19 protein-coding genes and 1 pseudogene are annotated in these 20,445 nt (G+C 76.3%); 7 read left to right on the plus strand and 13 right to left on the minus strand.

The genetic code is table 11. The features are described from left to right. Positions 1–261: 261 nt before the first annotated feature. Positions 262–2,403, plus strand: coding sequence for a HelD family protein (locus ABT238_RS20195; RefSeq protein WP_350771841.1), 2,142 nt, complete (start codon positions 262–264; stop codon positions 2,401–2,403). A 49-nt stretch (positions 2,404–2,452) separates the two neighbouring features. Here the strand turns inward: ABT238_RS20195 and ABT238_RS20200 are convergent, their stop codons facing one another. The 3 genes and pseudogenes from ABT238_RS20200 to ABT238_RS20210 all read right to left on the minus strand — a co-directional run. Then, the gene (locus ABT238_RS20200; RefSeq protein WP_350771852.1) at positions 2,453–4,018 is read right to left on the minus strand and encodes a multicopper oxidase family protein; all 1,566 of its coding nucleotides are present in this window, start codon (positions 4,016–4,018) and stop codon (positions 2,453–2,455) included. 112 nt (positions 4,019–4,130) lie between these two features. Then, on the minus strand, positions 4,131–4,547 hold the full coding sequence (locus ABT238_RS20205; protein ID WP_350771864.1) for a hypothetical protein: 417 nt from the start codon (positions 4,545–4,547) through the stop codon (positions 4,131–4,133). Positions 4,548–4,644: 97 nt separating this feature from the next. After that, a pseudogene (locus ABT238_RS20210) lies at positions 4,645–4,740 on the minus strand (DUF5990 family protein); the annotation flags it as partial. Between the two features lie 134 nt (positions 4,741–4,874). On the opposite strand from ABT238_RS20210, the gene ABT238_RS20215 reads away from it, so the two are divergent. Beyond that, a complete protein-coding gene (locus ABT238_RS20215) occupies positions 4,875–5,147 on the plus strand; it encodes a hypothetical protein (protein ID WP_350565607.1) in 273 nt (90 codons plus the stop codon). Between the two features lie 13 nt (positions 5,148–5,160). On the opposite strand, the gene ABT238_RS20220 is transcribed toward ABT238_RS20215, so the two are convergent. Both ABT238_RS20220 and ABT238_RS20225 read right to left on the minus strand, forming a co-directional pair. Continuing rightward, positions 5,161–5,826 (minus strand): phosphoribosyltransferase, encoded by a 666-nt coding sequence (locus tag ABT238_RS20220; protein ID WP_350565605.1) that lies wholly within the window; start codon positions 5,824–5,826, stop codon positions 5,161–5,163. A gap of 306 nt (positions 5,827–6,132) precedes the next feature. Beyond that, complete coding sequence (locus ABT238_RS20225) at positions 6,133–7,098, minus strand: LLM class F420-dependent oxidoreductase (protein WP_350771895.1); 966 nt, start codon at positions 7,096–7,098, stop codon at positions 6,133–6,135. A 265-nt stretch (positions 7,099–7,363) separates the two neighbouring features. On the opposite strand from ABT238_RS20225, the gene ABT238_RS20230 reads away from it, so the two are divergent. Continuing rightward, a complete protein-coding gene (locus ABT238_RS20230) occupies positions 7,364–7,801 on the plus strand; it encodes an ester cyclase (RefSeq protein WP_350565602.1) in 438 nt (145 codons plus the stop codon). Positions 7,802–7,868: 67 nt separating this feature from the next. On the opposite strand, the gene ABT238_RS20235 is transcribed toward ABT238_RS20230, so the two are convergent. Together ABT238_RS20235 and ABT238_RS20240 are read right to left on the minus strand one after the other, a co-directional pair. Then, positions 7,869–8,288 carry a DUF2690 domain-containing protein gene (locus ABT238_RS20235; protein WP_350565600.1) on the minus strand — a complete coding sequence of 140 codons (420 nt, stop codon included), beginning with the start codon at positions 8,286–8,288 and terminating at the stop codon, positions 7,869–7,871. A 128-nt stretch (positions 8,289–8,416) separates the two neighbouring features. Beyond that, positions 8,417–9,400 (minus strand): helix-turn-helix domain-containing protein, encoded by a 984-nt coding sequence (locus ABT238_RS20240; RefSeq protein ID WP_350771929.1) that lies wholly within the window; start codon positions 9,398–9,400, stop codon positions 8,417–8,419. Positions 9,401–9,588: 188 nt separating this feature from the next. Between ABT238_RS20240 and ABT238_RS20245 the strand changes: the two genes are divergently transcribed. Then, a complete protein-coding gene (locus tag ABT238_RS20245) occupies positions 9,589–10,053 on the plus strand; it encodes a helix-turn-helix domain-containing protein (RefSeq protein WP_350565596.1) in 465 nt (154 codons plus the stop codon). On the opposite strand, the gene ABT238_RS20250 is transcribed toward ABT238_RS20245, so the two are convergent. Together ABT238_RS20250 and ABT238_RS20255 are read right to left on the minus strand one after the other, a co-directional pair. Continuing rightward, positions 10,034–10,162 carry a hypothetical protein gene (locus ABT238_RS20250; protein ID WP_350565594.1) on the minus strand — a complete coding sequence of 43 codons (129 nt, stop codon included), beginning with the start codon at positions 10,160–10,162 and terminating at the stop codon, positions 10,034–10,036. The two genes, ABT238_RS20245 and ABT238_RS20250, sit on opposite strands and share 20 nt — an antisense overlap. Positions 10,163–10,611: 449 nt before the next feature. Continuing rightward, positions 10,612–10,995 (minus strand): hypothetical protein, encoded by a 384-nt coding sequence (locus tag ABT238_RS20255; protein ID WP_350771962.1) that lies wholly within the window; start codon positions 10,993–10,995, stop codon positions 10,612–10,614. A gap of 229 nt (positions 10,996–11,224) precedes the next feature. Between ABT238_RS20255 and ABT238_RS20260 the strand changes: the two genes are divergently transcribed. Continuing rightward, positions 11,225–12,172, plus strand: coding sequence for a molybdopterin-dependent oxidoreductase (locus tag ABT238_RS20260; RefSeq protein ID WP_350565591.1), 948 nt, complete (start codon positions 11,225–11,227; stop codon positions 12,170–12,172). A gap of 11 nt (positions 12,173–12,183) precedes the next feature. Here the strand turns inward: ABT238_RS20260 and ABT238_RS20265 are convergent, their stop codons facing one another. Both ABT238_RS20265 and ABT238_RS20270 read right to left on the minus strand, forming a co-directional pair. Next, on the minus strand, positions 12,184–12,510 hold the full coding sequence (locus ABT238_RS20265; RefSeq protein ID WP_350771990.1) for a DUF6191 domain-containing protein: 327 nt from the start codon (positions 12,508–12,510) through the stop codon (positions 12,184–12,186). Positions 12,511–12,554: 44 nt separating this feature from the next. Then, positions 12,555–15,014: a tetratricopeptide repeat protein gene (locus tag ABT238_RS20270; protein WP_350772004.1), complete on the minus strand. Its 2,460-nt coding sequence runs from the start codon at positions 15,012–15,014 to the stop codon at positions 12,555–12,557. Positions 15,015–15,284: 270 nt separating this feature from the next. On the opposite strand from ABT238_RS20270, the gene ABT238_RS20275 reads away from it, so the two are divergent. Further along, positions 15,285–16,868, plus strand: coding sequence for an AMP-binding protein (locus ABT238_RS20275; RefSeq protein ID WP_350772019.1), 1,584 nt, complete (start codon positions 15,285–15,287; stop codon positions 16,866–16,868). A 40-nt stretch (positions 16,869–16,908) separates the two neighbouring features. On the opposite strand, the gene ABT238_RS20280 is transcribed toward ABT238_RS20275, so the two are convergent. Then, a complete protein-coding gene (locus ABT238_RS20280) occupies positions 16,909–18,135 on the minus strand; it encodes a Dyp-type peroxidase (RefSeq protein WP_350772040.1) in 1,227 nt (408 codons plus the stop codon). Between the two features lie 88 nt (positions 18,136–18,223). On the opposite strand from ABT238_RS20280, the gene ABT238_RS20285 reads away from it, so the two are divergent. Further along, the gene (locus ABT238_RS20285; RefSeq protein ID WP_350565582.1) at positions 18,224–19,513 is read left to right on the plus strand and encodes a right-handed parallel beta-helix repeat-containing protein; all 1,290 of its coding nucleotides are present in this window, start codon (positions 18,224–18,226) and stop codon (positions 19,511–19,513) included. Between the two features lie 49 nt (positions 19,514–19,562). Here the strand turns inward: ABT238_RS20285 and ABT238_RS20290 are convergent, their stop codons facing one another. Next, positions 19,563–20,363, minus strand: coding sequence for a hypothetical protein (locus ABT238_RS20290; protein ID WP_350565580.1), 801 nt, complete (start codon positions 20,361–20,363; stop codon positions 19,563–19,565). Positions 20,364–20,445 lie beyond the last annotated feature (82 nt).

A 20,445-nucleotide genomic window follows, 5' to 3' on the forward strand; every position in this document is an offset into this window, starting at 1 on the left:
TGCGGGCGCATCACCGCGCCGGAGACGGAGATCGCGGCGCGGAACAGTCCCCGGGCCGACGGGGTGGCGAGCAGGGTCTGGACGGCGCCGCCGCCGCGCGGCCCGGTGCCCGGCCGGCCGCGTTCCGGGGCGGGCGGTCCTGCGCGGCGGACCAGGAGGCAACGGCGGATCAGGACACACCTCGGGGCCGGAGGTCAACGTTTACTTTCCCCGCCCGACCTCGCATAGTGGCAGGCCGAAACCGAGAGGGGAGCACTTCCTGTGCCGCAGGCCGAGGAGAACGTGGTACGCCAGGTCGAACTGGAGCGGGCGGAGGTGGCCGCCGTCGTCGCCCTGTTCGACGACCGGCTCGCCGACACCCGGGCGCAGCTCGCCGTGACGCTCGCGACGCGGGCGGAGGGCGCCACCGAGGCGTACGAGCGGCAGTCGGCGGCCGAACGGCTCGCCCGGGAGGTGCGGCGTCTCGAAGGCGCCGAGGGCGGCCTGGTGTTCGGGCGGATCGACCTGGCGGACGGGACGGCGCTGCGGATCGGCCGCCTGGGCCTGCAGCGCGCGGAGGAGGAGCTGCCGGCCCTGGTCGACTGGCGGGCGGACGCGGCGCGCGCGTTCTACGAGGCGACGCCGGTGCACTCGATGGGCCTGCGCCGCCGCCGCCACCTGCGGCTGACCGGGCGCACGGTCACCGGGATCAGCGACGAGCTGCTCGACGGCTCCGAGCCCACCGCCGAGGACGTGGTCGGCGACGGTCCGCTGGCCGCGGCGCTCCAGGAGCGGCGCACCGGGCGGATGGGCAGCGCGGTGGCCACGCTGCAGACGGAGCAGGACGCGATCGTCCGCTCGCCGCACCGCGGGGTCACCGTCGTCCAGGGCGGTCCCGGCACCGGCAAGACGGTGGTCGCGCTGCACCGCGCCGCCTACGTGCTCTACGCCTTCCCGAAGGCCGCCGAGCAGGGCGTCCTGGTGCTGGGGCCGAACGCCCGGTTCCTGGACTACATCGCGCAGGTGCTGCCCTCGCTCGGCGAGAACGACGTCGTGCTGGCGACCTGCGCCGAACTGGCCGTCGGCGCCGAGGCGTCCGGCGCCGCGGAGGCGGTCGCCGAACGGCCCCGGGTGGCCCGGCTCAAGGGCGACGCCGCGTTCGCCGACGCGCTGGCCGCGGTGGTGCGCGGGCGTCAGGCGCCGGACGGGGAGCTGGCGGTGCGCGTCGGGCAGGAGGACGTCCGGCTCGGCACGGCGGAGGTCGCCCGGGTCCGGGAGGCCGCCCGTGCCGGGGGCCTCGCCCACCACCGGGCCCGCCGGCTGTTCAAGGAGCTGCTGGTGGACGCCGTGACCGCCGAGCTGGCCCGGGGCGCCGCCGAGACGCTGGCGCGGATCGACGCCGAGGTCGCCGAGCTGACCGGCGTCGACCTCGACCGGGTCGCGGCGAGGGACCTGCGCAACCTGGGTCTGGAGCCCGGACCGGCCGACGAGGGCCCCGGGTTCGACGTGGACGCGATGCGGGCCGAGCTGCTCGACGACGCCCACATCGAGCGCGCCGTCGAGGAGCTGTGGCCGCGGCTGACGCCCGGTGCGGTGGTGGAGGCCCTGCTGGGCGATCGCGCGGCGCTGGCCGCTCACCTGCCGGCGTTCACGGCCGAGGAGCGCGCGCTGCTGCTGCGCGCCCTGGGCGCGCCGTGGACCGACGCCGACCTGCCGCTGCTCGACGAGGCGGCGAGCCTGCTCGACGGCCCGCCGAAGCGGTCCTTCGGCCACGTCGTGGTGGACGAGGCGCAGGAGTTCACCGCGCTCCAGTGGCGGATGGTGCTGCGGCGCTGCCCCGGCCGGTCGATGACGCTGGTCGGCGACTTCGCCCAGGCCGGTCCGGCGACCACCGCGCGCGGCTGGCACGAGGCGCTGGCCCCGCACCTCGGCGGCCGCTTCGACCTGCGCACGCTGACCGTCAGCTACCGCACCACCGAGGAGATCCTGGCCACCACCCGCGAACTGCTGGCCAGGATCGACCCGGACCAGCCGCCGGTGAGCTCGATCCGGCACGGCGAGCCGCCGCGCACCCTGGAGGCGACGCCCGCCGCGCTCGCCGGTGTCCTGGGCGCGGAGCTGCGCGCGCAGGCGGCCGCGCACCCGGGCGAGCTGATCGGTGTGGTCGGCCCGGACGCCTCGGTCGGCGCGCTGACGGAGGCGCTGGCGACGGTGGCGGCGGAGGCCGGAGCGGCGGAGCTCGTCCGGGTGGTGCCGGCCTCCGAGGCCCGGGGCCTGGAGTTCGACGCCGCCCTCGTCGTCGACCCCGGCGGGATCGCCGGCGCCCGCCCCGGCGGTGAGCGCGACCTGTACGTCGCGCTCACCCGGGCCACCAAGCGGCTGTGCACGATCGCCGTGCGGGAGGACGTCGCGCGGGAGGCCTGAGGCCCCTCCCCGGGGCGGGGGCCGCTCGCCCTCCGCCCCGGGGCCGGCTTCAGGCCCGGTAGGCGAGCAGGCCCATCATCCCGGCCTCGCCGTGGTAGGCGTTGTGGCAGTGCGTCATCCACCGCCCGGGGTTGTCGGCGTCGAAGTCGCAGGTCACCGTGCGGCCGGGCAGCACGATCACGGTGTCCTTGCGCGGCCCCTGCTCGCCGACCTGGAAGGTGTGGCCGTGTAGGTGCATCGGGTGCCACATCTCCGTGCGGTTGACGAACTCCAGGCGCACCCTTTCGCCGCCGCCGACCAGGAACGCGCGGGCGGCCGGGTCGGCCATGTCGAAGGGGCGGCCGTCGAGCGCCCAGTCGTAGCGGGCCATGCCGCCGGTCAGCTCGATCCGGTGGGTGCGGTCGGGCCTGCGGGACGGCAGCCGGACCTCGTCGGCGGCGCGCAGGGCGTCGGCGGCGAGGATCCGGCCGTTCAGCTCGGCGGGGCGGACGCTCTCGGCGGGCGCCTCGCCCGCGCCGGTGCGGACCAGGGCGCGGCCGGCGGCGTTCTTGCCCTCGGCGAGCGCGGTCAGCGGGAAGACGCCGTCCTGGAGGGTGACCAGGGCGTCGTAGCGCTCGCCCATGCCGACGAGCAGGGCGTCCACCTCCTCGTGCCGCACCGGGTAGCCGTCGGTGTGGGTGACGGTCAGCCGGTGCCCGCCCAGGGCGAGGCGGTAGGCGGTGTCGCCGCCCGCGTTGACGATCCGCAGCCGCACGCGCCGGCCCGGGCCGGAGCGGTACACCTCGGGGTCGGCGGCGATCCGGCCGTTCACCAGGTGGTGCGGGTAGCGGACGTCGCCGGCGTCGCCGCCCAGCAGCTCGCTGGTGGCGCCCATGAGCATGAACGACGGGCCCGGGCCGGAGGCGCCGTTCGTCCCGCCCGTGCCGCTCATGTCGTGGCCGCTCATCCCGCTCATGTCGTGGCCGCCGCCGCTGTCGCCGCCCATGCCCTTGCGGAGTTCGGCGAACGCCTGGTCGGGGGTGCCGGTGACGCCGTCCAGCCAGTCGTCCAGGACGACCACCCACTCCTCGTCGTACCCCAGGGGCTCCTGCGGGTCCTCGACGATCAGCGGTGCGTACAGGCCCCGGTCGAGCTGGACGCCGACGTGCGGGTGGAACCAGTAGGTGCCCGGCCGGTCGGTGACGAAGCGGTAGGTGAAGCTCGCGCCGGCCGCGACCGGCCGCATGGTGACCGGCGGGACCCCGTCCATGTCGTTGCGCAGCGCCAGGCCGTGCCAGTGCAGGGAGGTCGGGACGGGCAGGTGGTTGTTCAGCGTGGCGACCAGGGTGTCGCCGGCCGCGGTGCGGACGGCGGTGCCGGGCAGGGCTCCGAAGGTCCAGGTCGGGGCGGTGGTGCCGCCGCCCAGGTCGACGGTGTCGGCCGTCGCGGTGACGGTCACCGGGCGCTCCCGGCCGGTGCCGCGCCGCTTGGCCTCCGCCTCGGCGACGGGGCTGCCGGCGGGGTCGACGAGCGGCGGTGCGCCGGCCGCGTCCGAGCAGGCGGCGAGCAGGCCGGCGCCGGCGGCGCCCAGGCCCGCGAGCAGCAGGGAACGGCGGTTGACGGTGAATTCGGGCATCGAGGTCTCTCGGATGAGTGCGCGTCGGCACCGGCCTGGTCGGCCGTGCCGGTGGACAGGGCTGTCCGGCGGCGGGGGGCGGGAGGTGCCGCTCCCGGCCGCCGTGGGGCGCCTATCTGCGCGAGACCGAGAGGAGGTCGAGGTCGGGCGGCGGTGCGCCCGGCCAGGGGATGCCGCGCGCCGTCACCGGGCGGTGCGGCGCGGGGCCGGCCGGGGCCTCGGTGGCGAGGCGGGCCTGCGGCGGGGCGTCGAGCAGGACGCCGCGCGCGGGCGCCGTCGAGGAGCAGACCCGGTGTTCGGCGCAGGCCTGGGCCGGACGCTCGGCGACGGTCGCCGCCCGGTGGCCGGCCGCGCCGGGGTGGTGGGCGGTGGCCGCCGTGGCCATGGCGGCGTGCGGGGCCGGGTCGAGGCCGGCCGGCAGGCTGTGGTGGCCGATCAGCCCGAGGGCGGTCAGCAGGAGGAGGACGAGTGCCGCTCCCGCCGCACGGCGACGCGGGTCGCGCGAGGCAGGGGCGGCGGCCGGACACATGGCGGCCACTATACCGGGGGGCGGTATGTGGTCCGGGTAAGCCCGGACCACAGCTCCCCGACGCGGCGGGGCCGTTGGCGTCCTCGGCCGACCAGACCACCTGCGGCGGCCGGACGGCCGCGCAGAGCGGGTGCCCCCTGGCGTCGGTGAGCCCGAGCCGGCTCTCCGTCGCGGCCGGGCGCGGCGCCGGCACCCCGCTCGCCCGCGCGACGCCGGACCGTACGCCTCCGGCACCCGCCCGATCGACCGAATTTCCGCCGAAGGACCCCCACGAACTACTACACGCCTGTAGAGTCGGCTCCGACGGCCCGCACAGGAGGAGGAGCGATGACGGACCAGCCCCGGCAGCACACCGCGGTGGCCCGCCCGACCGCCGCGTCCGGATGGCAGCCGCCGGCGCACGAGGTGGAGCCGGCCTACCAGCCGGTCCAGATCAACCGGCCGGACGGCAGCTGGTCGGTCGGCCGGATCAACGCCTGGTGGCGCCCGGCCGGCGCCGAGGCGTGGTGCCGCGTCCGGGCGATGGGGCGCGGCGAGGCCCCGGCCTGGATGCCGTTCGACCCCGAGCGCCTGCTGCTGCTCCCGGCCGGCGGTATCTGACCGGACCTCGGGCTCAAGGGCCCGGGCGGCACGCCGGCTGCCGGCGCAGCAGGACGGCCACCTCGCGGTCGGTGACGTCCCGGAAGTCGTCGTACCAGGGGCCCGCCGCGTGCAGGTAGGTGGCCTCGCGCAGACAGAGCAGGACGTCGACGATCCGGCGCAGTGCCGCCGCCGAGCGCGCGTCGCACACCGGTGTGGCCAGCACCAGCCGCCGCGGCCCCCGGTCGCGCAGTGCGTGCACGGCGGCCGGGGTGACCGGCCCGAACACCACGCCGTCGGTGACCAGCAGCACCGTCCGGCCGTCCACCGGCAGGGGTGGCCTGCGGTCCCGGTACAGCTTCTCCAGCCGGTGCAGCTCCACCCGCTGGTGGGTGACCTCGGCCGCGAGGTCCTCCTCCGCGAGCCCGAGTCCGCGCATCGCCCGCCGGTTCAGCACCGGCGGGCTCTCGTCGGCGAGCGCGCCGAGCGGGGTGCCGTTGCCGGGCGCGTTGAGCGGGCGGGCCACCACGACGTCCAGCGGGGCCGCCAGCTCGCGCGCCACCTCGGCCGCGACCGCGACGCCGCCCGGGGCCAGTCCGACGACCACCGGTTCCTCCCCCGTGCGGGCGCGCAGGTAGTCGCGAGCCCGCCGGGCCAGCCTGTGCCCGGCGTCGCGGCGGTTGGTGAACAGCGCGGTCACGTGCTCCTCCTCGTCCGCGGGCAGCGGCCGGCCCCGGTCGCCGCCGTTGCCGTTGCCGTTGCCGTTGCGCGCCTACCCCGGGGCGCCGTCGGCACACACCGTGGTCGCGGCCGGTGCGACCGATTCCACGGATCGGGAGAAGCGCCTGGTCGGCGGGCGGTTTCGGGCGACGGACGGCGGTGATCGTCGGTGACCACTGCGGGGGTCCGCCGGTCCGCTCCCGCCGGACGGCGAGCGCGACGGCGGCGGCCGCGGCCAGGAGGGACCGGCGGTCGGGGCCCGCCCGGCGTCCGGCCACGGCCGCCGTCACAGCTCGCGGAGGGCCGGGAGCAGCGCGGTTTCGGCCCAGTCCAGGAACGGCCGCTGCGACTGTCCGCCGACCTGCACCAGGGCGACCTCGGTGAACCCCGCCTCCACGTAGGGGCGCACGGCGTCCACGAAGGTCTCGACGTCGTCGCCGCACGGGATCGCGGCGGCCACGTCCTCGGGCCGCACGAACCGGCTCGCGGCCGCGAAGGAGGCCGGTCCGGGGAGTTCGGAGTTGACCTTCCAGCCGCCGCCGAACCAGCGGAACTCGGCGTGCGCGCGGGCCACCGCGGCGTCGCGGTCCCGGTCGTGGCAGACCGGCAACTGGCCCACCCGCGGTTTGCCCGCGCCGCCGTGCCGGTCGAAGGCCTCGACCAGCTCGCGCTCGGGCTCGACGGCGATCACCAGGTCGGCCAGCTCGCCCGCGATCCGGCAGGACTGCGGCCCGGACACCGCGATGCCGATGGGCGGCGGCCGGTCGGGCACGTCCCACAGCCGGGCGGACTCCACCTGGAAGTGCCGGCCGCGGTGGTTGACGTAGCCGCCCGCGAACAGCTCGCGGATGATCTCCACCGCCTCCACCAGCATCGCCTGGCGGACGTCGGCGGGCGGCCAGGCCGCGGTGGCGATGTGCTCGTTGAGGTTCTCCCCGGAGCCGAGGCCCAGCCGGAACCTGCCCTGCGAGAGCAGCTGGACCGTCGCCGCCTTCTGCGCCACCACCGCCGGGTGGTAACGCATCGTCGGGCAGGTGACGTAGGTCATCAGCGGGATCCGGTCGGTCGCCTGCGCGGCGGCGCCGAGGACGCTCCAGACGTACGGCGAGTGGCCCTGCTCGTCGAGCCAGGGGAAGGAGTGGTCGGAGGCGACCGAGAAGTCGAAGCCGGCCTCCTCCGCCCGCACCAGGTCCGTCACCAGCTCGCGCGGTCCGCGCTGCTCGCCCATCATCGTGTAGCCGATCTGCACCATGCTGCGGCGCGTGCCCCGGTCCGGCGCAGCGAAACGCCGCGCCGCGAGGGCTTCACACACTGGTGAGCAGGTGCGGCGACAGCGTCTTGATCACGGTGTTGGTCCAGCGCGGCGGCCGCTGACCCACACCGCCGGCCGGGTCCCTCGACGGGCGCGCTCGCGTCCACCCCGGCCGGGGGCGGCCCGGCGGATCGGCGGGGCGCGGTGTCACAGATCGCGGGCGGCATCCGTCTTCCGCACGGAGGTCCGAACCGAGGAGGAACCCGTGTCCACGTCCCCTTCCCTGGCCAACGTCGCCACGCTGCGCAGGCTGCACGACGCCGTCAACTCCGGCGATCCGGAGCTGATCGCGGCGACGATCGACGAGGTCGCCGCCCCCGGCCTGGAGATCCGCACGCCGCTGCCGCTCGACAGCACGGGAGCGCAGGCGCTGAAGCAGGTCTTCACCACGCTGCTGCGGGCCTTCCCCGACCTGCGCGTCACCGTCGAGGACGTGATCGCGGAGGAGGACAAGGTGGTCAGCCGCAACACCGTCACCGGGACCCACCTCGGCGACTACCTGGGCCGCCCGGCGACGGGCCGTGCGGTGAGGTACGACGAGATCTTCGTCTTCCGCTTCACCGCCGACGGCCGCATCGCCGAGACCTGGGGCGTCGTCGACCTGCTCAGCCAGCTGCGGCAGCTCGGTTTCGCCCCGGCCTGACGGGCGCCGGGAAGCCGCACCGGGGGCGCGTGGACCTCCGGCGCGGCTCCCGTTCAGCGGACGGCGGTCACCGCCAGCCGGTGCAGCCGCTCTCGGTACAGGCACGCGCCGCCACCGTGCCGTCCACCATGGTGGTGTAGGCGGAGGAGTCCGGCCAGCCCACCCGCTCGTCCTGGCGCTCGCCCTTCGCGTTCTCCACCCAGAAGTGCCACCCCAGCGGCGCGGGCTCGATCTTCGCCCAGTTGGCCGCGCAGGCCGGGCTGTAGCGAAGCTGCAGGTACACGGTGCCGATCCAGGCGTCGGCGACCGTCCGCGCGTCCGCGTCGCAGCCCATCGCCTTCGGGTCCTTGCCGGTGCAGCTCGCGCCGTAGCAGCCCGCCTGCACGGCTGCCGGGGCCGCCGCGGCGACGCCGGTTCCCGTGACGCCGGTCAGCGCGCCGGCGAGCAGCAGGCCGGCCGCCGCGAGTGTCTTCCTGCGGTGCCTCATCACTCCACCCTTCGTCGGGTCCTGGTGGGGCGGTGCTCGCCCCGGCACCTGTTGTAGGGCGGCGGATTGTTGACCGCGCGGTCGGCGGGCGGGCCCGCACAAAGCGCGGCCAACGTGGTCAACGCGGCCTACGCCCGCCACCGGGTAAGGCACTTGGTCTCGCCGGTCCCGAAGGCGTCCTGGCCCGCCATCTGCACGCGGGCCCGGGCCGTCACGCAGCCGTGGCCGGTGAGCAGCACATCGGCGAAGGCGGAGTCCACGTGTCCCATCCGCCAGGTCGTCACGGTGTTGTCGATGGCCCGTTCGCCCTCGACGGTGACGATGGCGGCGGCGGTGTCGCCCGGATCCGGATTGAGGCCCGGGGTGGGAAAGAACCGGGGCCAGGCGCCGGCGCAGTGCGACGAATACATGAGCGAGACCGTGCCGAGCACGGTGCCGACCGGCAGGACGCTGCCGTGCAGGCGGGCCTCCGCGCGCAGGGTGACCGGGGCGGAGTCCAGGATGACGGCGTCGGCGGTGCAGCCGGCCAGCTTGGGGTTGGTGCCGTCCTCGATCTCGACCGGTGGGGTGGTCGGCGCGGCCGGTACCGGCCGCAGCAGCCAGCCGGTCGTGCCGGCGCCGAGTACGAGGGCGAGGGCGAGGAGCAGCGCGGCGAGCGCCGTCGCCCGGCGGCCGGGCAGCCGGCGGAAGCGGCGCCTCGGGCTCGCGCCGTCCGGCTCCGACGGCTCCGACGGTTCCGGGTGTTCCGGGTGTTCCGGATGCTCCGGTTCCGCCGACGGGGCGGCGTCCGGTTCCGGCGCCGCGTCAGCGTCAGCGGGGGCCGTCCTGGTGCCGGCGGCGGCCAGCTGCTGGTGCAGGTGCCACCGGGCCTCCCACGCGCCGCGGTCCGCGCCGCACGCCTCGACGAACGCCAGGGTCACGGCCAGCGTGGGCAGGCGTTCGCCACGGGCCGCGTCGGAGACGACGGTGTGCGAGTAGTGCGCGCGGGCGGCGATCCACCGGTAGGACGGACTTCCCGCCTCCCGCCGCAGCGCACGGAGCGCGTGGGCGAACGCCTCGACGGGCCCGGCGTCCGGGTCCAGCGGCCGTTCCGGTCGTCCAGGCCTTCCCATGACGGTTCGCCCCCTTCGGGATTGTCCGGACCGCCGTGGCGTCGCGCCCTGCCACCGCTCCCGCGTGATTGTCCGGGACCCGACGGCATTGCCGGACAACTTCCTGACCAGAGTAGATAGTTGTGCACCCCCTGTCCGCCCCGCCGGCGGCCCGGGTCCGGGTGCGGGACGAGATTTCGGAGGGCGTGATGGGTCGTCACGAGAAACCACTGGATCCGGCGGCCGGCCCCGTCGAAGGCTTCGCCGCCGAGCTGCGGGCCCTGCGCCGGTCGGCCGGCTCCCCCGTCTACCGGGCGATGGCCGCGCGGGTGCACACTTCGGCGAGCGCCCTGTCCGCCGCCGCCTCGGGCGCCCGGCTGCCCACCCTGCCGGTCACCCTCGCCTACGTCCGCGCCTGCGGCGGCGACGAGCGGGAGTGGACCGCACGCTGGCACGCCACGGCCCGGGTGCTCACCCCGGCCCCGGTGCCGGCCCCTGGACGGCCGCCGTTGCCGCCACCGCCCCCACCGGCGCCCTTGCCGGCCCGGAGGCACTGGGCCGCCTGGGCGCTCGCCGCGGGCGCCCTGGGCACCGCGGCCGCGCTCGGCCGCGGCAGCCGGCGGCAGGTGTCACGGCCGGCGCCCGGCGGCGCCGTTACCGCGGCTCGCCGGTGAAGCCGCCGTGGAAGGTGTACGCGGACCTCGGCCGGCGGGCCGCGATCCGGAGCAGGACCCACCGGCCCTGGCTGGTCTTCACGCAGATGCTCTGGTCTGCCCGCAGCACGTCGAAGTCGACCTTGCCCTCGACGAGCCGGGTCCTCGTCGAGCAGTTCGGGACGTCCGCGTCGTCGATGATGCCGAGACCCTGAGCAGGTTGTCGTCGCCCACCGTGATGTCCGCGATGCCCGTCAGGTACCGGTCGTGGTCGTGGACCGCGGGATCCGGAGTCGCCGGGGCCGGGGAGCCCCTGCGGTACGGCTCGGCCCGGACGGGGTACGGGACGCCGCCGGGGCCGCGAGGGCGAGCGCGGCCAGCGGGCAGAGCGCGAACTGGACGACCGGCCGCTGGTACCGGCCGGTCGCCGCGGTCGCCGGGCCTTCCGGGTCCGGCGGACCGCCGGTCCCGCCCGCGCTGCCCGGACCGTCCGGCACCGCTTCCCTCCCGCTCCGGCTGGCCGTCCTCCCTTGAGTGTGGCGAACCGACGGAACCCGGCCACCTGCTCCGGGCGACGAGTCAGCGAAGTCTTCGCGGCGCCGGGGTGACGGGGCGGCCGTGGAAGGCGACGGTGAGGCGGGGGCGGCCGAGGGCCTCCACGCCGGTGGCGGCGAGGGCGGCCCAGCTGGTGCGGCCCGTCGGGGTGGGGGCGTCCTCCGGAAGGTGCCAGCCCGGCGGGAGCGGTTCACCGGCCCGGAGGGCGGCGAGGAGGGGGACGACGCCGTCGGCGGGCCGCGTGTACGGGTCGGCGGACGGTGGCGTGCGGCGGGTCAGCGCGACGGCGGCGAGCAGGACGGCCTCCACCTCGTCGCGGGGAAGCGGCCGGACCACCCGGACCATGCCGTGCCGGTCGATCTCCACCCGCGCGGTGAGGAGCATCCGCACCAGCGCCGTCTCGGCCACCCGCCACGGCCCGCCGCCAGGTAGGCCAGCTCATGGATCGTCAACGCACGGACCCGCAGGTCCCGTCCGTCATCCACGCCGCACCACTCCCCCGCGCACCCGCCCCCGGCCGGTCTTCGCCAGGCTACCGGGGCCGACGGGTGGACACGGATCGTTCGGGGCCGGAATCCTTCCTCTGGTCCCCCGCGGTCCGCCCATCCCGCCCCACCCCACGACGAACGGAGCCCGCGTGCAGGCAACGCCCGCCGATCCGAGCACCCCCGACGGCTTCCTCACCCCCGTCGAGCGGCTCTTCGTCCGCAACCACCTCGGGCCGCCGCCCGAACTCGACGCCTCCTCCTGGACGTTGACCGTCGAGGGCCTGGTGGAGCGACCGCTCTGGCTGGACCTGTCGGCGCTGCGCGGGCTGGCCCGGACGAGCCTGACCGCCTTCCACGAGTGCTTCGGCAGCCCCGCGCGGCCCGACGTCCCGACCCGCGCGGTGGCCAACCTGGAGTGGTCCGGCGTCGCGCTCGCGGACGTCCTGGACCTCGCGGTCCCGCGCCCGCAGGCCCGGCACGTCTGGTTCGAGGGCGCCGACCGCGGCGCCTTCGCGGGCGAGAGCGGGCTGGCGTACCTCAAGGACCTCCCGCTGGAACAGGCCCGGGAGGACGTGCTGCTGGCCGACACCGTCAACGGCGAACCGTTGCCCGTCCGGCACGGCTTCCCGCTGCGCGCGGTGGCGCCCCGGATGTTCGCCACCAGCTCGGTGAAGTGGCTCACCCGCGTGGTGCTCGCCGACCACCGGCCCGAGCACCTGTTCACCACCCGCCTGTACACCCGCGTCCCCCCGGGCGGCGGCGCGCCGCGTCCGGTCCGGGAGGTCGACGTCAACAGCAAGCTGCTCGCCCCGCACGACGGCGGGCAACTCCGCGCCGGGGCGTACGAGGTGACGGGCCGGGCGTGGAGTTTCGATCCGGTCGTCGCGGTGGAGGTCGCCGTGGACGACACCGGCTGGCGGCCGGCGCTCCTGCGGCCGCGCGGCCCGCACCCCGTCTGGCAGCGGTTCACCCTGCCCTGCCGGCTCTCCCCCGGCCCGCACCGCGTCCGCTGCCGCGCCACCGACGCCCGGGGGCGCGTCCAGCCCCCGTCCGGCGCCCGCAACGCCGTCCACACGGTCGAGGTGCTGGCCCTCTGAGCCCGGGGCGGCTAGCGGTGCCGCTCGATGACGGCGGTGCCGAGGTCCAGGTCGAGACGTGTGCCGGGCGGGGCGCCGGTGTGGTCGTCGTCGCGCAGGGCGAGTTGGGTCCGCCGCTGCTCGATCTGCACGCGCTTGGTCGCGTTGAGGAAGGCGTGGAACTCCTCGGTCGCGGTGGCACCGAGGCCGGGGCCGCCGCCGCTCGGCGTTCGGGCCGCCAGCCGGCGGGCCAGCCGTCCCGGCCGGCCCGACCGCACCACGACGTGCCGGGCCGCCGCCAGGGTGAAGGGCACGATCACCAGCGCGGCCATGAGGAGCAGACCCGACATCATCACCATGTCCGCCCAACGCCCGGTGCCGGCGGCTTCGTTCCCGGCCGGGATCAGGCCGGTCGCGCCGGCCCGGGGCCGGTCGTCTCCAGATCGTGGACCAGAGCGAGGCCCCGTAGGGTGACAGCCGTGTCGGGATGGTCGTCGCCGAACCGCTCGCGCTGGATTCCGAGGATCGCCTCGTACGCGGCCCTGGCCGCTTCCCGCTCTCCCAACTCGAGCAGCACCAGGGCGAGAAGACCGCGGGTGGGAAGGCCGGCCAGGTACGCGTCCCCCCACCGCTCGCGCTCAAGGGCGACAACCTCCTCCAACTCGGTCCGGGCCGCCTCCGACTCCCCCATGGTGACGAGCACCACAGCAAGGTTGTGGCGGGTGACGAGCGTCTGAGGGTGCGCCTCGCCCATCCGGACCCGTCGGATGGCGAGAACCGCCTCGTACTGCTCCCGGGCCGCCTCCAGCTCCCCCAGATCACAGAGGAGTTGGGCAATCGCGGCGCGGGTGGCGAGCGCTGCGGGATGATCCTCGTCGAGGCGGCCCCGCCGGGCGGCGAGGATCGCCTCGAACTCGGCCCGGGCCGCCTCCGACTCCCCCAGGTCCCGCAGCACCAGGGCCAGGTGGTGCCGGGTGGCGAGCGTCGCGGGATGGTCCCGGTCGAACTCCTCACCCTTGGTGGCGAGGATCGCCTCGAACTCCGCGCGGGCCGCCTCCAGCTTCCTCTGACCGTAGAGGATCCGCCCGAGTTCGTGCCGGGTGGTGAGGGTGAGGGGGTCGGAGTCGCCCAGGTGGTCCCGCCGGATCACGAGGAGGCTCTCGAACTCGACCCTGGCCGCTTCCAACTCCCCCACACCGGTCAGGACCAGAGCGAGTTCATGACGGGTGTGCAGGGTGATCGGATCGGTGTCGCCGACCCGCTCGCGCTCCACGCCGAGAACCGACTCCAGCTCCGCCCGAGCCGCCTCGAACTCCCCCAGGTCCCGCAGGACCGCAGCGAGATGGTGCCGGATGGCGACCGGAGACGGCTCGGTGTCGCCGACCCGCTCGCGCTCGAAGGCCAGGAGTTCCTCGAACTCCGCCCGGGCCTGGGTCAGGAGGCCTCCGACATGGAGGTACCGGGCCGCCAGGTCGACAGCCTCGGTGAAGTCCGAGAGGTCGGTGAGGCGCCCGGGCTCGACCCGGTGGAAGCTCTCCAGGATGTGCGGGGCGAGGAGTCCCCAGACCTCCCAGGACTCGGGGTCCTCCGGTATCCCGGTCTCGTCCGCGAGCCCCGCCTCCGTCAGGACAGCAGCCGCGATGGCACTCGCCTCGGGTGTCCGCGAGGCGTCGCGGACCAGGGGGTGCAGGCGCAGCACGGGGAGGGTGTCGGGAACAGCGTCCGGGAGATCGATCAGGCCGAGGGTGGCGAGGGCGGTGAGGTGTTGCCACAGGGCCGGGCCGTCCAGTTCGGCGAGCGGCCCGGCGTCGGTGAGGCGGTCGGGGGTGAGGAGGAGGGTGTAGGGCAGGTCGGCGTCGGCGAAGGAGGCGATCAGCTCCAGCAGGCGCCGGGCGTGGGTGTGGCCACGCTGTTCGAGCAGGTCGAGGGACATCGCCCAGGTCCGGGACAGGGCGTGCTCGGGGTCCAGGCCCTGCGGGCGCTCCTCCCACGCCCGCCGGTAGTCGGCGTAGGTGGTCGGGGTGCCGGGTGCCCGGAAGGGCGCCGGGGTGCGGGCCGCCTCGGTGAGGTAGGCGCCGGCCAGGTAGAGGGCGAGCGGCAGGCCGCCGAGGCGGGCGGCGAGGGTCTGGGCCTCGGCCTCGGTACCGGCGGTGTCCGGAGCGTGGTCGCGCAGGACGCGGGCGGCGTCGTCGAGGTGCGCGCCGGTGAGGGGTTGCAGCGGGTGCAGCCGGGCGAGCGGCCCCCAGGTGGCGGGGCTGCTCTCGCGGGTGGTGACCAGGACGGTGCCGCTGCCGGGGGCGGGGCGGATCCAGCCGGTGCCCGCGTTCAGCGCGCCCGGGCCGTCGAGCAGGGCGGGGTCGTCGGCGTTGTCGACGACCAGCAGCCACGGCGTGTCCAGGCGGGCCAGCCGGGACCAGAGGACGTCGGCGGTGTCACCGCGTTCGAGCTCCTCGGACCCCGCCCCGGCCCGGCGGGCGACTGCGCGCAGCGCGGCCTCCAGCGCGGGACCGTTGCGGGCCTCGACCCACCACACCCGGCAGCCCGCCTCGGCGCGGCGGGCGGCGAGTTCCAGCGCCAGGGCGGTCTTGCCGCAGCCGCCCATCCCGCACAGCACCAGCAGCCGGTCCCCGGCCGGCGCGGCCTCCAGCCGGGCCAGCACGTCGGCGCGCCCGCGCAGCGGGCGGCTCGCGTCCCGCCGGCCCAGGGGCGGCGCCACCGTCACCGGGACGGTCTGCTCGACGGGGTCGGACGCCCGGATGACGACGTCCGCGCGCCCGGCCTGGACGACGGTGCCGTGCACCGTGCTGTCCGTCAGCCGGTTGCGCACGCGCGTGGCGCCGTCGTCCCCGTAGTCCCCGTTCACCTGTTGCCCCCCACCGCCCCGTGCGATCCGCCGCCTTCATCTTCGCCCACGGCGGCGCCGCCGCGTGCAGCGGGTGCGGCGCCGCCTGGGTGGCGGTGGTCGACCGCTTCGATCACCGGCGCACCCGACCGCGCGCCACCCGAACGGCGGTCGTGCGAGCGGCGCGCGGGTCCCGTTGCCCCGGCGCGCGTCCGGCGGTGGCTCCAGGTTCACGCCGCGGACTGACCGGACATCCCCGGCGCGGCGGCGGGGCGGGGCTAGCCTGTGCCCATGGTTGCGAACGACACGCAAGAAGTAGCCATCGGCGACGCGGAGTTCGTCAGCGGCCCCGCGCTGATCCTCCGGTCCCTCGCTTCCGGCCCCGACCGGGAGGCCGTCGTCACCGCCGACGGCTCCCGGATCACCTCCGGCGCCTTCGCCGCCGCCACCTACCGCCTCGCCCACGAGCTGATCGCCCGGGGCGCCGCCCGCGGCACCACCGTGACCCTGCTGACCGGCAACACCGCGGAGGCGCTCGCCGCCCGGTACGCGGCCGGCCTCGCGGGCGCCCGGGTGGTGACCCTGTACGACGGCATGAGCGCGCCGGTCCTGGCCGAGATCACGGCGAGCGTCGACACGACCCTCCTGCTCGTCGACGCCGAACGGCATTCCTCGGCGGCCGAGTTGCTCCCGCTGATCGACGTACCCGCCGTCCTCGCCCTCGGCCCGGGGCCGGACTCCGGCTCCGGCACGGCCATCGGCGAGGACGTCGTCGCGGCCTCCGCCCACCGCCCCGCCGAGCCGCCGGACGTCCGGGTCGGGCCCGGGGACGACCTCGGCATCCGCCACACCGGCGGCACCACCGGCATCCCGAAGGGCATCCTCAGCCTGCACGGGCCCTACCGCCGCGCCTTCGACGCCCCGATCGGCAGCGATCCCGCCGACGGACCGCCCCGGCTGCTCGCCGCCACCCCGCTGGCCCACCTCGCCGGCATCCTCGCCGACCTGACCCTCCAGCGCGACGGCACGGTGGTCCTCCAGCGCTCCTTCGACCCCGGCGCGGTCCTGGCGGCCGTCGACCGTGAACGCATCACCGACCTCTGGGTGCTGCCGCCGCTGCTCCACCGGCTGCTCGACCACCCGGCGGTCGGCCGCACCGACCTGTCCAGCCTGCGGCAGGTCCTCTACGGCGGCAGCGCCGCCTCGCCGACCCGGATCCGCGAGGCGCTCACGGTGTTCGGGCCGGTCCTGGCCGGCATCTACGGACTGTCGGAGGCGCAGCTGATCACCGTCTTCCCCCCGCGGGAGCACGAACGGATCCGCCGGGGCGGGCCGATCCCCGTCGGACGGCCCGTACCGGGCGTCGAGGTGGCGATCCGCTCACTCGACGGCACCGACCTTCCCACCGGCGAACAGGGCGAGATCCACCTGCGCTCCGACACCGTCATGGCCGGGTACTGGAAGCGGCCCGACCTCACCGCCGCGGTGCTGCGCGACGGGTGGCTGAACACCGGCGACGTCGGCCGCTTCGACGGGGAGGGCTACCTCTACCTCTCCGACCGGACCAAGGACCTGATCATCGTGGTCGGCGGGCACGTCTACCCCTCCGAGGTGGAGGACCTCCTGCTCACCCACCCGGCGGTCTCCCGCTGCGCGGTCTTCGGGATCCGCGACGACCAGGAGGCGGAGCACGTCCACGTCGCCGTCGTCCCCGCCCCGGGGCAGCGGCCGCGGCTGGACGAACTCCGGGCCTTCGTCACCGCGCGCAAGGGCCGGATCTTCGCGCCGGAGGTGCTCCACCTCGTCGACGAGATCCCGCTGACGCCCGTCGGCAAGCCGGACAAGAAGCGCCTGCGCGCGGCCTGCTCGGTCTGAGAGCACGCCTCGGTCGGCAGGGAGCGGGGCCGGACGCGGGTCAGGCCCAGAGCTGGTCGCCGAGGGCGGTGCCCTCCGGGGCGCCGGGGAGGACGTAGGCGACGGCGGAGGCGGTGTGCTCGACGAAGGGGTTGAGCGCGTCGCGCTCGGCGAGGCGGTTCTGGACGCGGGTGAACTGGCCCGGGTCGCGCACGAAGGCGCAGAACAGCAGGCCCCGGTCGCCGGGGGCGTCGTCGTAGCTGTAGCCGCGGCGCAGCATCCGGGCGCCGCCGTCGAGGCGGGGGCCGGTGAGGCGGACGTGGGCGGTGACCGGGATGACGTAGGCGCCGTCGGGGTGCTTGGCGTAGAGGTCCGGCTCGTCGCGTTCGGCGGTGCCGGTCAGCGGGGCGCCGTCGCCGGCGCGGCGGCCCATGGCGAGGTCCTGCTGTTCGCCGGGGAGGGCGGCGAAGGCGGCGGTGTCCATCCGGATCCGCCGGTAGACCAGGACGGTGGCGTTCTCGTGCCGCCCGGGCGGGCCCCAGACCCACTGCCGGGAGGCGTCCTCGTCGGGGTTGGCGGTGCCGTCCTTGAAGCCGAACAGGTTGCGGGGCGTGGTGCCCGGGGCGGTCCTGGGCAGGAAGCCGGACTGCGCCCAGCGGGGCGTGGCGCCGGCGCTCCGGGCGGCGGTGGTGGCGAGTTCGGCGACGACGGCCAGCGTCCAGGGGTCGTCGGCGCACAGCTGGAGCAGCAGGTCGCCGCCGCCGCGGGCGGCGTCGAGGCGGTCGCCGGGGAAGGCCGGCAGTTCGGCGAACCCGGCGGGGACGGCGAGGGCGAGCCGGGCGGCGAGGGCCGGGCCGAGGCCGACCAGGGAGGTGAGCCGGGGCGGGCCGCCGTCGGCCCGCAGCCGCGGGTCGGGGGACGCGCCGGCGGCCGAGGCCAGGGTGCGGGTCCAGGCGGCGAGCAGGGCGCGCAGGGCCTCGCGGTCCGCGGCGGCGGAGGTCACCGGGAGGTCGAAGGCGAGCAGTCTGGTCGCGGGGAGCTGGGGGGACGTCAGCCCGGCCTGCCGGACGCCGTGGAACGGGATCGGCGCCTCGGGCGGCGGCGCACCGGTGGCGGCGCCGGCCCGGCCCGGCGCGCGGCCGCCGTCCGTCAGTTCGCCGACCGCCGCGCCGACGCCGGCGGCGAGCACCGCACCGGCCGCCAGCAGCGCCCTCCGCCGCCCGACGCCGGAGGCCGCGGCGCCGGCGGAGGGGTTCGAAAGCGACGGGTTTTCCGGTTCGGTGGGCATGCGCCCTATTGGAGACGATAGAACACGTGCCATGCAAATCACGTTTCCTGATCGTCAGTCACCCCGACGGGCAGCCGTCACGACCGCCGTGGCCGTCGCACTCGTCCTGGCGGCCGCCGGCTGCTCCTCCTCCGGCCCCGCCGCGGAGGACGCCAAGCACCCGGACGGGAACGTGGTCCGGGTGCCGGAGGACTTCCCGACCGTCCAGAAGGCGGTGGACGTCGCGCGCGAGGGCGACACGGTGCTGATCGGCCCCGGCACCTACCGGGAGAGCGTGCGGGTCGCCAAGCGCAACGTCGTGGTGCGCGGCACGGACCGCTCCGCGGTGGTGTTCGACGGCGGGCTGAAGCTGCCCAACGGCATCACCGTGACCGGCCCCGGCTCGGTGGTGGAGAACCTCACCGTCCACGGCTACCTGGCCAACGGCGTGCTGTTCACCGGCGTGACCGACGAGAAGCTGCAGCAGCGCGGCGCGGGCGGCTCGGCCTACGACCCGCTGGACACCGCCCGCTTCCCGCCCGTGGAGGGCTTCCGGGCGACCCGGGTGACGGCGTACAACAACGGCCTGTACGGCATCTACGCCTTCGACGCCCGCGCCGGGGTGATCGAGGAGTCCTACGCCTCCGGGCACGCCGACTCCGGGATCTACGTCGGCCAGTGCAAGCCCTGCGACACCCTGGTGCGCGGCAACACGGTGGAGCGCAACGCGGTCGGCATCGAGCTGACCAACGCCTCGGACAACCTGTCGATCCTGGGCAACCGCGCGGCGGGCAACCGGGTGGGCGTCACGGTGAACTCCAACGACCTGGAGGCGCTGGCCCCGCAGCGCGGCGCGGTGATCGCGGGCAACGTCGTCGTCGACAACAACGCCGCCGACTCGCCCCAGCAGGCGGACGGCGGCTTCGGGATCGGCATCGGGATCGGCGGCGGCACGGCGAACCGGGTGGAGCGCAACCTGGTCCGGGGCAACCGCGCGGCGGGCGTCATCGTCACCGACCCGGCGGGCCACCCCGCGAGCGGCAACCGGGTCGAGGGCAACCAGGTGGACGGCAACGGCGCCGACCTGGTGCTCGCCTCCGTCGACCCCGGCAACTGCTTCAGCGGCAACCGGCCGGGCACCCAGCACCCGGACGGGCTGGAGACCGCCGCGGCCTGCGGCACAGCCGCCCGCGGGCCGCTGCCCGCCGGCCGGGCGGCGGCGGTGCAGGCGCCGCCCGGCATGCCGTTCAGCCAGGTGCCGGCGCCGCCCGCGCAGCCGTCGCTGCCCGACCCGGCGGCGCCCGCCCGTCCGGCGACCGGCCTGCCGGGGGCGGTGGACCCGGGCGCCTACCCGCTCCCGGCGGACCCCGGCGCGGTGCCGCCCAAGCCGGCGGGCTGACGGGCCGGCGGGCGGTCCGCCGGGCCGGCCGACCGCCGGTGAACCGGTGTCAGCCGGTGAGCCAGGGGGCCTCCGGGAGCTTGGCGGTGTCGTCGCGCCCGCCGAACCCGACCGTGGCCGGTGTGCCCAGCCCGGGCATCCGCATCGTCAGCTTCCGCAGCCCGCCGTCGCCGTCCACCCAGTAGGTCAGCGGCGAGCGCTCGCCGTCGGGTGCGGACCCCTGGGCGCGGGGGCCGGCGAACCGGTCGTACTCGCGGCCGTCGAGGCGCTCGCGGCCGAGCCAGCGGGCCCCGGACTGGGCGAGCAGCAGCGGGTTGTCGGGCCGGTCGGCGCCGAGCTCGGCGATCAGCTGGAGGCCGGCGTCCAGCGGGTCCGCGGTGTAGGTGCGCGGGGACCAGCCCTGCCGGGGTACGCGCTCGGCCTGCTGCCAGGCCGGACCCTCGGTACCGGCCGGTTCGGGGGCGAGCCCCAGGCCGCCGGTGTCCCAGACCACCAGACCCCGGTCGAGCGGGCCGCTCGGCCCGGTGACCTGGTAGCGGCCGGCGCCCCGGCGGGTGCGGTAGTCCACGACGCCCTCGACGCGGACGTCGACGCCCCCGCCCTCGGCGGCGGTGAGCGTCACCGCGACCGGGCTGGCCTGGAAGAGGTTCAGCCGCGTCAGGGCCAGCCGGGAGGCCTCGTCGACGGTCACCGGACGCTCCCCGGGCTCGTCGGAGGCGGCGCGGTAGGCGACCAGTCCGCCCGCGGCGGCGGCGCACACCGCGAGGGCGACCAGGCTCCGGAGCCAGAAGGTCCGGCGGCCCGGCCCGGGGGGTGTGCTGCGGGGGGCGGCCTTCGGCTTCCGGGCCATGCGTTTGCCTTCTCTCGTCGTTCGGTCACAACACACGGGCGGGTCCGGGGACCTGAGGTCCCCGGACCCGCCCGCTCGGTAC

The sequence above is a fragment of the Kitasatospora sp. NPDC001527 genome (assembly GCF_040298605.1).
GTDB lineage: Bacteria > Actinomycetota > Actinomycetes > Streptomycetales > Streptomycetaceae > Kitasatospora.

What these genes read in the sequence shown, in the direction of transcription:
- ABT238_RS20205 (WP_350771864.1), bottom strand. Translation starts at nt 4,547, where the DNA reads ATGTGTCCGGCCGCCGCCCCTGCCTCGCGCGACCCGCGTCGCCGTGCG.
- ABT238_RS20235 (WP_350565600.1), bottom strand. Translation starts at nt 8,288, where the DNA reads ATGAGGCACCGCAGGAAGACACTCGCGGCGGCCGGCCTGCTGCTCGCC.
- ABT238_RS20275 (WP_350772019.1), top strand. Translation starts at nt 15,285, where the DNA reads ATGGTTGCGAACGACACGCAAGAAGTAGCCATCGGCGACGCGGAGTTC.
- ABT238_RS20265 (WP_350771990.1), bottom strand. Translation starts at nt 12,510, where the DNA reads ATGGTGATGATGTCGGGTCTGCTCCTCATGGCCGCGCTGGTGATCGTG.
- ABT238_RS20215 (WP_350565607.1), top strand. Translation starts at nt 4,875, where the DNA reads ATGACGGACCAGCCCCGGCAGCACACCGCGGTGGCCCGCCCGACCGCC.
- ABT238_RS20200 (WP_350771852.1), bottom strand. Translation starts at nt 4,018, where the DNA reads ATGCCCGAATTCACCGTCAACCGCCGTTCCCTGCTGCTCGCGGGCCTG.
- ABT238_RS20280 (WP_350772040.1), bottom strand. Translation starts at nt 18,135, where the DNA reads ATGCCCACCGAACCGGAAAACCCGTCGCTTTCGAACCCCTCCGCCGGC.
- ABT238_RS20225 (WP_350771895.1), bottom strand. Translation starts at nt 7,098, where the DNA reads ATGGTGCAGATCGGCTACACGATGATGGGCGAGCAGCGCGGACCGCGC.
- ABT238_RS20240 (WP_350771929.1), bottom strand. Translation starts at nt 9,400, where the DNA reads ATGGGAAGGCCTGGACGACCGGAACGGCCGCTGGACCCGGACGCCGGG.
- ABT238_RS20245 (WP_350565596.1), top strand. Translation starts at nt 9,589, where the DNA reads ATGGGTCGTCACGAGAAACCACTGGATCCGGCGGCCGGCCCCGTCGAA.
- ABT238_RS20290 (WP_350565580.1), bottom strand. Translation starts at nt 20,363, where the DNA reads ATGGCCCGGAAGCCGAAGGCCGCCCCCCGCAGCACACCCCCCGGGCCG.